Origin of the sequence: Micromonospora sp. AMSO1212t, assembly GCF_008868145.1 — a bacterium.
Lineage (GTDB): Bacteria > Actinomycetota > Actinomycetes > Mycobacteriales > Micromonosporaceae > Micromonospora > Micromonospora tulbaghiae.
Window position 1 is genome coordinate 1 of sequence record NZ_WBKS01000172.1, and the last position, 9192, is coordinate 9192.

Annotated in this window: 4 protein-coding genes and 2 pseudogenes; all 6 read left to right on the forward strand. The window is 73.3% G+C overall.

Annotation, left to right across the window (positions count from 1 at the left end; genetic code table 11):
- A pseudogene (locus F8279_RS27525) lies at positions 1-529 on the forward strand (hypothetical protein); the annotation flags it as partial.
- A gap of 2 nt (positions 530-531) precedes the next feature.
- Positions 532-930 (forward strand): hypothetical protein, encoded by a 399-nt coding sequence (locus F8279_RS27530; RefSeq protein ID WP_151501488.1) that lies wholly within the window; start codon positions 532-534, stop codon positions 928-930.
- The gene (gene eccCa, locus F8279_RS27535; protein ID WP_151501489.1) at positions 927-4886 is read left to right on the forward strand and encodes a type VII secretion protein EccCa; all 3960 of its coding nucleotides are present in this window, start codon (positions 927-929) and stop codon (positions 4884-4886) included. Before F8279_RS27530 ends, eccCa begins: the two co-directional genes overlap by 4 nt.
- Positions 4887-4899: 13 nt before the next feature.
- Complete coding sequence (gene eccD / locus F8279_RS27540) at positions 4900-6309, forward strand: type VII secretion integral membrane protein EccD (RefSeq protein WP_091416628.1); 1410 nt, start codon at positions 4900-4902, stop codon at positions 6307-6309.
- Between the two features lie 6 nt (positions 6310-6315).
- Positions 6316-7671, forward strand: a complete 1356-nt coding sequence (eccB, locus tag F8279_RS27545; protein ID WP_151501490.1) for a type VII secretion protein EccB — start codon at positions 6316-6318, stop codon at positions 7669-7671.
- A gap of 7 nt (positions 7672-7678) precedes the next feature.
- Positions 7679-9192 (forward strand): annotated as a pseudogene (locus F8279_RS27550) (hypothetical protein); the annotation flags it as partial.

Below are 9192 nucleotides of genomic sequence, written 5' to 3' on the forward strand. Positions count from 1 at the left end.
GAACCAGCCCGCGCAGTCGAATCCGCCGGCGCAGCCGAACCCGCCCGCGCAGGGGAACCCAACCGCGCAGTCGCACCAGACGGCCCCGCCGGGAGGCGGCGCTCCGGAGGGGACGCACCGGAAGGCCGGCGTGGCCGCCGTCGTGGCCGAGGGCGAGGTGGCGGTCGCGGTCCCCGGCGCGCTCGGTCTGGCCGGCGCCGCCGCCGTGGCCGGACTCGCCGGTCCCGGCCCGCAGGCGTCCGGCCGCGCGGCGTCCGGTACGGACCCCGACGACCCCGCCCGGGCCGGTACGGTCCGGCGTCGCTCCGATCGCGACGACGACCGCGAGCCCGGCGCCGACCGGGAGCCCGCCGCCGGGCTGCGCGAGGACGACGCCGTCTGGGGCGGTGACCGCGCCCGGCCGGCGGCCGACGACCACGTGCCACTGGTCCGCCCGGACGACGACCCCGACGACACGACGGGCTGGGACGACCTCAGCGACGCCGACTGGCTGACCGGTCCGTCAGCGGACGAGGGCAGGGAAGGGTGACCATGTCGGAGACACCGCAGCCCCCGCGCGCCGTGTGGCGGCGGGTGGCGCCCGCGAAGGCGCCCCGGCCGGCGGACGGCACGTTCGACTTCTTCGGCGCCGACCTGGAGAAGATGCGCGCGTGCGGTGAGCCCGGCATCAGCGACGCTGAGTTCACGACGTCGCTCGCCGAGGAGGAGAAGGCGGCGGCCGCCCGCGCCGCGGCGTTCTGGGCCGAGCAGGAGCGACGCCGCCGGGACGAGGAGGAGCGGGCGAAGAAGGAGAAGAAGCGCCAGGCCGAGGAGGACGACGACGTCAAGGTGGCTGAGCGTTACCGCAACGACCGCTACGCGGTGAAGCTGCTGCGCCAGGAGCGCACCGTCTGGGGCGGCGACGGCGCCGACGCGGGGACGATCGGATGAGTACGGTCACCGTCAAGCGCCCGCCCCGCGCGCCGGGCCCGGAGGCGCCGGAGGGCTCGATCGAGCTTCAGGAGCCGCCGCTGATGGCGGAGGAGGCCCCGCTCGACTTCCGCTCGTTCGCGATGGTCGTGCCGATGGGCCTCGGCATGGGCGCGATGCTCGCCATGTTCGGCCTCTACAACCGCACCCCGATCATGTACGTGATGGGCGGCGCGATGGCCGGCGGCATGCTGCTCATGGGCGTCATGCAGATCGGCCGCGCGGCCGCCGAGCGCAAGCGCAAGATGCGCGGCGAGCGGCGCGACTTCCTCCGCTACATCGGGCAGCTGCGCAAGCAGGCGCGAGAGGCGGCCGACCAGCAGCGCCGCCACGTGCTGTGGAACAACCCGCAGCCGGGCTGGCTGTGGTCGATCGCGATGGGCAGCCGGCTGTGGGAGCGCCGGCCCAGCCACGACGACTTCGGCCGGGTCCGGATCGGTCTCGGCCGGCAGACCGCGATGCTGAAGTTCAATCCGCCGTCCACCAAACCGATCGAGGATCTCGAACCGCTGTCGTCGATCTCGCTGCGGCGGTTCTCCGAGGCGTACCGGACGGTGTCGGGCATCCCCACCTCCGTCGGCCTGCCGAGCTTCACGAGCGTCGAGTTCGAGGGCGCGATCGACCCGGCGATCGACCTGGCCCGCGCCATGGTGGCGCAGCTCGCCACCTTCCACGCCCCGGACGAGCTGCGGATCGCGGTGCTCGCCGCCGAGGTGCACCGGGGGCCGTGGGAGTGGGTCAAGTGGCTGCCGCACAACGCCCACCCCACCGCGTACGACGCGGCCGGCCCGGTCCGGATGTTCGCCGGCAGTCACGACGCGCTGATGGACATGCTCGGCCCCGAGATCACCGACCGGGGCGACCACGACCGGGCCGTCAAGCCGACCACGAGCGAGCCGTTCCTGGTGATCGTCGCGCATCTGGTGGACCTGCCGGACAGCTCCCGCCTGCTCGGCGCGGGCATCCGCAACGTGGTGCTGCTCGACCTGACCGGCGCGATGCCCGGCGGCCCCAAGGTGCTGCGGCTCACCGTCACCGACGACGTGGTGGAGTTCCCGGCCGGCGCGACGACCGGCTCGGCCACGCGTGACGGGCTGGACCAGACCCAGTGCGAGGCGCTGGCCCGGATCATCGCGCCGAAGCGGACCAGCGGCACGCTGGAGGTCTCCGACGAGCCGCTGGACACCAGCTTCGAGCTGACCACGCTGCTCGGCATCCGCGACGCCATGACCTTCGACGTGCAGACGCTGTGGCGCACGCGGACCCCGCAGCGCAACCGCCTCATGGTGCCGATCGGCGTCACCGAGGAGGGCGAGGTCATCGAGCTGGACCTGAAGGAGTCCGCGCAGGGCGGCATGGGACCGCACGGCCTGCTCATCGGCGCCACCGGATCGGGCAAGTCGGAGCTGCTGCGTACCCTCGTCTGCGGCCTGGCCGCGACGCACAGCTCGGAGATCCTCAACCTGGTGCTCGTCGACTTCAAGGGCGGCGCCACCTTCCTCGGCATGGACAAGCTGCCGCACACCTCGGCGGTGATCACCAACCTGGCCGACGAGCTGCCGCTGGTCGACCGGATGCAGGACGCGCTCAACGGCGAGATGACCCGGCGGCAGGAGATGCTGCGCGCCAGCGGCTACGCCTCGTTGTTCGACTACGAGAAGGCGCGCGGCAACGGCGCCCAGCTCGTGCCCTTCCCGGTGCTGCTGATCATCGTGGACGAGTTCAGCGAACTGCTGTCCAGCAAGAGCGAGTTCATGGACCTGTTCGTGTCCATCGGCCGGCTCGGCCGGTCGCTCGGCGTGCACCTGCTGCTCGCCTCCCAGCGCCTGGACGAGGGCCGGATCAACCGGGTCGAGGGGCACCTGTCGTACCGGCTGGCGCTGCGCACGTTCTCCTCGATGGAGTCGCGGTCGGTGATCGGTGTGGGCGCGGCGTACGAGCTGCCGCCCGAGCCCGGCAACGGCTACCTCAAGGTGGACACCACGAACCTGGTGCGCTTCAAGGCGGCGTACGTCTCCGGGACGTACACCGGAACCGGACGCCGCGGCGGCGTCGCGGACGCCGGGGACGAGCCGACCGCGGACGTGGTGCCGTTCACCACCCGGCAGGTCGCGGTGCGCCACGACCCCGGTCCGGAGCGCCCGGCCGAGCAGATGGAGGAGCCCGCCGCCGACGCGAACGGGCCGAGCCTGGTCGAGGTGCTGCTGGACCGGCTCGCCGGCTCGGGCCCGCCGGCCCGCCAGGTCTGGCTGCCGCCGCTGTCCAGCGCGCCGAGCCTGGACTCGCTCATGCCGAGCGTGCTGCCCGACCCGGTACGCGGCATGACCATCGGCGACCCGGCCGTCCAGGGCGGCCTGCGGGTCCCGGTGGGCGTGGTGGACCGGCCCGCGGAGCAGCTGCGCGAGCTGCTGGTGGTCGACCTGAACGGCGCGGACGGCCACGTCGGCATCGCCGGCGCCCCGCAGAGCGGCAAGTCGACGCTGCTGCGCAGCCTGATCCTGGCGCTGTCGCTGGCGAACACGCCGCGGGAGGTCCAGTTCTACGGCCTCGACTTCGGCGGTGGCGGTCTCGCCTCGATCGCCGGCCTGCCGCACGTCGGCTCGATCGCGACCCGGATGGAACGCGACCGCGTCGTCCGGACGGTCGAGGAGGTCCTCCAGGTCATGGAGAAGCGCGAGGCGGAGTTCGCGCGGCACGGCCTCGACTCCATGTCCAGCTACCTGGCCAAGGTCGCCGAGGGGGTGATCGAGGACGGCTTCGGGCACGTCTTCCTGGTCATCGACGGCTGGTACACGATGAAGCAGGACTTCCAGGAGCTGGAGCAGAAGTTCCAGGAACTCGCCTCGCGTGGCCTGTCCTTCGGCGTGCACGTCATCGTCACCGCGACCCGCTGGTCGGAGCTGCGTACCTGGATGCGGGACCTGCTCGGCACGAAGCTGGAGCTGCGGCTCGGCGACGCGATGGAGTCCGAGCACGGCTCCCGCAAGGCGGCCACCGTGCCCAACCAGGTCGGCCGCGGCCTCACCGAGGGCGCGCTGCACTTCCTGGCCGCGCTGCCCCGGATGGACGGCAGCTCCGAGGTGGGCGACCTGGCCGAGGCGACCAAGTCGGTGGTCGAGGAGATCGGCACGTTCTGGCCCGGACCGGCCGCCCCGCCGGTACGGATGCTCCCGGCGCACCTGATGGTCGAGACGCTGCCGCCGCCCGAGTCCGACTTCAAGTTCGTCATCGGCCAGGACGAGCAGCGTCTCGCCCCGGTCTGGCACGACTTCATGGCCACCCCGCACATGCTGGTCTTCGGCGACAGCGAGACCGGCAAGACAAACCTGCTCCGGCTCGTCCTGCGGTCCATCCAGCAGAACTACCCACCGGAGCGGGCGAAGGTCGTGCTCGGCGACTCGCGCCGCGACCTGGACACCGCGATCGGCGCCGCGTACCAGGTGGGCTTCGCGTTCACCGGCGACAAGATCCACGAGCTGGCCGGCCAGGCGTCGGTCTCGATGAACCGGCGGATGCCCGGGGCGGACGTCTCGTCCGAGCGGATGCGCAAGCGCGACTGGTGGGAAGGGCCGGAGCTGTTCGTCATCGTCGACGACTACGACCTGATGACCAGGAGCACCGGGATGGGCTCGACGCTCGACCCGCTCCTGCCGTTGCTGGCCCAGGGCGCCTACATCGGCCTGCACGTGATCGTCGCGCGGAGCACCTCCGGCGCGATGCGGGCCATGATGGACCCGGTGATCCGGCGGATGTGGGAGCTGGGCACGCCCGCGACGCTCTTCTCCTACCCCAAGGAGGAGGGCAAGTTCCTCGGCGAGGCGAAGCCCCGCCAACTGCCGCCCGGGCGCGCCCAGCTCGTCACCCGGCGCGGCGTACGCCTGATGCAGACCGGTTTCGTGTCGGACACGGCCCGATGAGAGAGGCTCGCTGGTGACCGCAGCGCTGAACGACCAACTGTGCCGGATCACGGTGATCGGGCCGGCCCGCCGGGCCGACCTGGCCGTACCGGCGCGGATGCCGGTGGCGAACCTGATGCCGCTGCTGGTGCGGCACACCACCGACCTGGCCCGGGTGCCCGACGGCGAGGTGCCCGACGAGTCGTGGGTGCTGCAACGCCTCGGCCAGGCGCCGTTCGAGCTGTCCGGCACGCCGGAGAGCCTGGACTGGCTGGAGGGCGAGGAACTGCACCTGCGCCCGGCGCAGGACCCGCTGCCCGAACTCGACTTCGACGACCTGGCCGAGGGCGTCGCCACGGTGGTCAACCGGCGCGCCGACCGGTGGCAGCCGGAGTACCGCCGGGTGCTGTTCCTCGTCCTCTCCCTGGTGGCGATGGGCCTGATCGCCGCCGTACTCGTGGACCGGGGGCCGGTGCTGCCCCAGGTCATCGGCGGCGCGGTGCTCGCGGCCGGTCTGTTCACCGCCGCGTTGGTCAGCGCCCGCCAGCAGAGCGACGGCGCGTTCCCGCTGCTGTTCGGCGGCGGCGCGGCGTTCTTCGCGGCGGTCGCCGCGTCCAGCGCCGTCGACGGCGACGCCGACGGCGTCGCCTGGAACGCCGACGCCGCGCTGGCCGCGGCCGTCGCGATCGTCACGGTCACCGCGCTCCTGGTTGTCGCGCAGCGTACGGTCACGCCGGTCATGCCCTTCGCCCCGCTGCTGATCGTCGCGCTGACCGCCGCGATGGTGGTGCTCGTGCTGCTGGCCGGCGACGGCTTCGCGCTCAGCGCGCCGAAGGTCTCCGCCGTGGCCGTGTCGGTGATCCTGGTGCTGATCGTGATCGCGCCCAGGGCGGCGGTGAAGCTGGCCCGGCTGCGCGGACCGCAGTTGCCGAAGACCGGCGCCGACATGTCGTACGACATCGAGCCGGAGGACTCCGACCTGGTCAAGTCGCGCGCCGACGAGGCGGACACCTACCTGACCGCCTGCATGACCGCGTCCGCCCTGGTCCTGCCGGTGCTGATGCACCACACCATGCGGGTGCCGGGCTGGTCCGGATGGACACTCGTGCTCGTGACATCGAGTGCAATCCTGTTGCGCTCGCGTACCTTCTTCGGGTTCTGGCAGCGGGTCGCCCTGGTGGCGGCCGGTACCGTCGGCTACCTCATGGTGGCCCTGATGTTCTCCGACAAGCTCGCCCCGACCGGCCGGTACGTCCTGCTCGGCGGGCTCGTCGCCCTCCTGGTGCCGCTCGTCATGGCCGCCCTCCGGCCGTGGCCGCGGCGCATGCTGCCGTTCTGGGAGTACACGGCCGGCGGGCTGGACGTCGCGACCGGCCTGGCCGTGCTGCCGGTGCTCGCCCAGGTGCTGGGGCTCTACGCCTGGGCCCGCGGACTCTTCGGGTAGCCGGCCGTGCAGACCCAGCGCGACCACGTGCACGCCCACCAGTTCATGATGGGCCGGCTGAGTTCCGCCCTGGTGCAGGGTGACCCGTCGACAGCGGAGATACCCGGGCAGCGCGCCGTCACCGGCCTGGCCTTCGGCGTGCTCATCAGCGTCCTGGTCGTGGCCGGCTTCGCCGTCTACGGCTGGATCGTCCCGGGCGGCAGCAAGGCGTACACCAAGAGCGGCGTGATCCTGGTGGAGAAGGAGAGCGGCAACCGGTACGTCTACCTCGGCGGCGTGCTGCGCCCGACGCCGAACCTCACCTCGGCGATGCTGATCCAGGGCGGCGGCGCCACCGTGAAGCTGATCTCCAAGGAGTCGATCAAGGACGTTCCGCGTGGACCGTCGATCGGCATCGACGGCGCGCCGCAGTCGGTCGCCACCGGTTCCATGGCCGCCGGCCCGTGGCTGGCCTGCCTGCCCGGCTCGGTCGCCGACGACCCCGGCGACCGGCTCGGCATCAACCTCGACCCGCGCGCCGAGGCCCTACCGGTGCCGGCCGACCGCTTCGCCGTCGTCCGCGGCGCCGACGGGCCGACCTATCTGGTGACCGCCGGCCGCAAGCACCGCGTCGCCGACCCGGCCGTGCTCGCCGCGCTCGGCGCCACCACCACCCGCAAGGTGCCCGCACCGGAGGACTGGCTCGACTTCCTGCCAGACGGACCGGACCTGGCGCCGGCCTCGATCCCCGGCGAGGGCCGCTCCGGGCGGGTCGGCGACCGCACGTACCCGATCGGCACGCTGTTCCGGCAGCGGCCCGACACCGGCGCGGAGCAACTGCTGGTGCTGCGCCGCGACGGCCTCGCACCGCTGAGCCGGACCGAGTTCCTGCTGGCCACCACCACCTCCGGGAAGGAGCCGGTGGAGCTGAGCGCCGCCGGCCTCGCCGCGGCGCGGATGTCGGCCGACCGGTCGCTGCTCACCCGGCTGCCCGACCTGACCGGCCTCACCCCGCAGGAACCCGGCCCGTACGCACTGTGCCTGCGCCAGAGCCCGGTGGACGGGACGCGGTTCGACAGCACCGCCGTGCTCGTCCCGCTCGCCCGCTCCGGCGTCCGCCCCGACGGCCGCACGTCGGTGCTCCTGGCGCCCGGCAGCGGCATGGCGGTCCTCCCGGCGCCGGTCGGCCCCGGGGCGGCGCAACCCCTGCCCACGTACATCGCGGACGACGGAAAGGCGTACCCGATCGGCGACCAGGACGCGGTACGGGCGCTGAAGCTCGACCGGGTCGTGAACGTTCCCTTCCCGAGAGAGCTGCTCGCGCTGGTGCCCGAGGGACCGGCGCTGAGCATGAGGGCCCTCGCGGCCACAGAAGTGGGGTAGGTCGATCATGGCAACCCGGATCCGGGACCTGTTCGGTGGCGGCAAGGACCGTCCCGAGGGCGTCGTCCAGCACACCGTCGGCAACGCCCTCGTGGTGCACGCCGAGGACGCCATCAGTCCCGAGGCCCAGTCGCTGGCGCTGTCCATGATCGAGGACGCGGAGAACGACGTGGTCGTGCTCGACCTCGGCGACGGCATGCCGATCAGCGCGTGGGAGGCCATGGCCGGGGTGCTGCCGCGCCGCCGCCGCGGCATCCGGCTCATCGCTTGCGGCCGGCACGGCAACTCCGCGGCGATGGCCGGTCAGTGGCTCTCCGAACGCCTCAACCGCACCGTCGTCGCCCCGGACGGTGACCTGGTACGCGGCTCGGCCGGGACGCTGTTCGTCCACTCCGCACCGGGCAGCGGCTGGGTGCGGTTCCGGCCCGGCCGGCCGCCGGCCTGGGACGCCAAGCGCTACCCGACGCCGCGATGGGACCGGGCCGCGATCGACACCCGGCCGTCCAGCGCCACCGCCGAGATCGAGCCGATCCCGGCCGGTGTCTGGATCCACAGCAACCGCGACCCTCAGGTGGTCGACCCGCAACGGCAGCGGCTCACCGCGTACGTGCCCTGCCAGGCGGAGACCATGACCGTGCTGCTGGGCTGCCCCGGCACGGCGCCGCTGTCGCTGGACGACGTGGTGCGCTTCTGGCGCGGGCTCGACGAGGAGAACCGGCAGCGGGTCCGCTTCGTGCAGTTCGGCGAGGTCCGGATCCCGGAGGGCGAGGCGTTCGGCCAGGCGCTCGCCGACCTGCTGAACACCGAGGTCACCTGCTACACCGGCGTGCCGATCGGCAGCCCGCAGCGGTACGAGATCCGTACCGTGCTGCCGGACGGCGCGTTCGGCTGGGCGCCGTACGCGCTCGAACTGTCCTACTCGCCCCGGGCGCACCCCAACTCGCGGGCTCGCCGGCCCACGGTGCTCAGCCACCGCCCGCCGCTGGCCGGTGCCGAGGAGGTCGCGCCCCGCGTCTACTGGTTCGCCCCCGGCGCGGTGGTCGAGGTGGTGCAGACCGGCCTCTGGGTACGCTCCACCGCCGAGCCGAAGAACGCCGAGCAGGTCCGGTCCGCGATGCTCGACGCGGGCAGCGGCACGCTCGTCTTCGACGACACCGTCCACTCCACCGCCCACCGGATGCGGGAACTGGCCGTCGACCTGGCCGCACGGGTCGACGGCATGGCGGGTGCGGGCCGCGCGCTGATGCCGGCGTCGGTGCTGGTGCCCGGCGCGAAACCGGCCAGCCGGGCGGAGGTGGTCATCGACCTGGAGGCCGAGGTGCGCGCGGCGGGCACGACGGTGCCGGTGCCCGCGTACGTGGAGGCCGCCCCGCCCGCGCCGGTCGCCCCGCCCGCCGCGGACAGCGTGGTGGTCGCCGTTCCCGCGCCGGTCCCGGCTCTCCCCGCCGACCGGGAGCAGGCCCCCGCGTCGCGGCCGACCTCCGCGCCGCCGCTGCCCGCACCCCCCGCGGTGCCGCTTCC